General features: G+C 64.1%; 1 protein-coding gene. It reads right to left on the reverse strand.

What is annotated here, in order from left to right; genetic code table 11:
* The coding region (gene tuf / locus GQE99_RS20320) for an elongation factor Tu (RefSeq protein ID WP_161353790.1) at window positions 1-1174 on the reverse strand (1174 nt) is incomplete at both ends.

Genomic DNA, 1174 nt, shown 5'->3' on the forward strand with positions numbered 1-1174 from the left:
ACTCGATGATTTTCGACACGACGCCGGAGCCGACGGTGCGGCCGCCTTCGCGGATGGCGAAGCGGAGGCCGTCTTCCATGGCGATCGGCGCGATCAGTTCCACGGCGAACTTCAGGTTGTCGCCCGGCATGACCATCTCGGTGCCCTCGGGCAGCGTCACGGTGCCGGTCACGTCCGTCGTGCGGAAGTAGAACTGCGGACGGTAGTTCGCGAAGAACGGCGTGTGGCGGCCGCCTTCATCCTTCGTCAGGATGTAGACCTCGCACTCGAACTTCGTGTGCGGCGTCACCGAACCCGGCTTGCACAGCACCTGGCCACGCTCGACCGCGTCACGGTCGATGCCGCGCAGCAGCGCGCCGATGTTGTCGCCCGCTTCACCGCGATCAAGCAGCTTGCGGAACATCTCGACGCCCGTGCAGGTCGTCTTCGTGGTGTCCTTGATGCCCACGATTTCCAGTTCGTCGCCGACGTTGATCACGCCACGCTCCACACGGCCCGTCACAACGGTGCCGCGGCCCGAGATCGAGAACACGTCTTCGATCGGCATCAGGAACGGCTGATCCACCGCGCGCTCCGGCGTCGGGATGAACTCGTCGACCGCCGCCATCAGCTCCTTGATCTTCTCTTCGCCGATTTCCGGGTTGTTGCCTTCCATGGCAGCAAGCGCCGAACCCGCGATGATCGGAATGTCGTCGCCCGGGAAGTCGTACTCGGACAGAAGCTCGCGCACTTCCATCTCGACGAGCTCGAGGAGCTCCTCGTCGTCCACCTGGTCGACCTTGTTCAGGAACACGACCAGCGCCGGAACGCCAACCTGGCGCGCCAGCAGGATGTGCTCGCGGGTCTGCGGCATCGGGCCGTCGGCCGCGTTCACCACCAGGATCGCGCCGTCCATCTGGGCGGCACCCGTGATCATGTTCTTCACGTAGTCCGCGTGGCCCGGGCAGTCCACGTGCGCGTAGTGACGCGCCTCGGTCTCGTACTCAACGTGCGCCGTCGAGATCGTGATCCCGCGCGCTTTCTCTTCCGGCGCACCGTCAATCTGGTCGTACGCACGGAAATCACCGAAATACTTCGTGATCGCCGCCGTCAGCGTCGTCTTCCCGTGGTCAACGTGGCCGATGGTGCCGATGTTGACGTGCGGTTTGGAGCGTTCAAACTTTTCCTTAGCCAT

This window comes from Maritimibacter harenae, from assembly GCF_009882975.1.
Classification (GTDB): domain Bacteria; phylum Pseudomonadota; class Alphaproteobacteria; order Rhodobacterales; family Rhodobacteraceae; genus Maritimibacter; species Maritimibacter harenae.